Origin of the sequence: Halomonas sp. AOP27-A1-41 (assembly GCF_052378605.1) — a bacterium.
Classification (GTDB): domain Bacteria; phylum Pseudomonadota; class Gammaproteobacteria; order Pseudomonadales; family Halomonadaceae; genus Vreelandella; species Vreelandella citrativorans.
This window is the reverse complement of the sequence record NZ_JBQSXT010000058.1, coordinates 1-1212: the sequence shown is the minus strand read 5'-3', so window position 1 is coordinate 1212 and position 1212 is coordinate 1. Positions and strand designations below refer to the sequence as shown.

The window sequence follows — 1212 nt, the reverse complement described above, 5'->3', positions numbered from 1 at the left end:
ACACCCGTTAGGCTCTTAAAGTAACGCCTTTCATACTCAACCGGTGACAAGTTATCACTTGTGCCGTGTCGGCGCTTTGGGTTGTAAAACATTTCGATATAATTGAATACGTCGCGTCTAGCCGCTTCCCGTGTCGAATAAATCTGTCGCTTGATCCGCTCTCGCTTGAGGAGTTGAAAAAAGCTCTCAGCAACGGCGTTATCATGACAGTTACCACGCCGACTCATGCTGCCCACCAAGTGATTGGCTTTCAGAAAGCTTTGCCAAGCTCCGCTGCTGAATTGGCTTCCTTGATCTGAATGCACCATCACAGTTTCTTGTGGCTTGCGTCGCCAGACTGCCGATAACAAAGCATCCAGCACTAACTCCGTCGTCATACGAGACTTCATCGACCAGCCAACCACTTGACGGGAAAACAGGTCGATCACCACCGCTAAGTAAAGCCAGCCTTCGTACGTTCGGATGTACGTAATATCTGTCACCCAAGCAACATTGGGCGCTGTTACTTCAAACTGACGGTCTAAATGGTTGGGTGATACAACAGCCGGTTTTCCGCCGCCATAGCAGCCAGGGCGTCGTCGATAGCCCGTCTGAGAGCGTAAACCTTCCCTACGCATCAGGCGGGCCACTCGGTGCTTACCGCAGGCTTCGCCAGCCTCACGCAAATCCTGATAGACCTTGCGATAGCCATATACACCGCCACTTTCAAGCCACGCATGCTTGATCAATCCCAATAGACGCTGATCATCCCGGTCTCGATTAGACAGTGCTTTTTTACACCATGCATAGTAGCCACTAGGATGCACGGCCATCATGCGGCACAAGCGCCGTACCGGATATTGACTCGCATGCTTTTGAATAAACGCGTACCTCAGTCGGACTCTCTGGCGAAGTACGCGGTGGCCTTTTTTAATATATCTCGCTCTTCTGACACGCGTTTTAATTCAGCCTTTAAACGACGGTTTTCAGCTTGGAGATCATCGTCTTCTTGCCGTTGTTCTACCGGCTTATCGTAGCGCTTGATCCAGTGGTACAAGCTGTGGCCTGACACGCCCAAACGCTCAGCGACCTCGGCAACTCGATGGCCACGCTCTACCACCTGTTTAACGGCTTCGATTTTGAATTCTTCAGTGTAACGGGGACGGCTCATGGATCCTCCTAGGTACCTTTAGTATAAGGCCTAGAGGTGTCTACGAAACCCGGGGCGATTCA

General features: G+C 51.2%; 1 protein-coding gene. It reads right to left on the bottom strand.

The features are described from left to right. Positions 1 to 1150, bottom strand: a protein-coding gene (locus ACT3TC_RS17075; protein WP_444641147.1) for an IS3 family transposase whose coding sequence is annotated in 2 segments (ribosomal slippage) — positions 1 to 913 and positions 913 to 1150 — 1151 coding nt annotated over the 2 segments. Because the reading frame shifts where the segments join, the coding sequence is not laid out codon by codon here. This gene is flagged as partial in the annotation. Between the last annotated feature and the right edge of the window lie 62 nt (positions 1151 to 1212).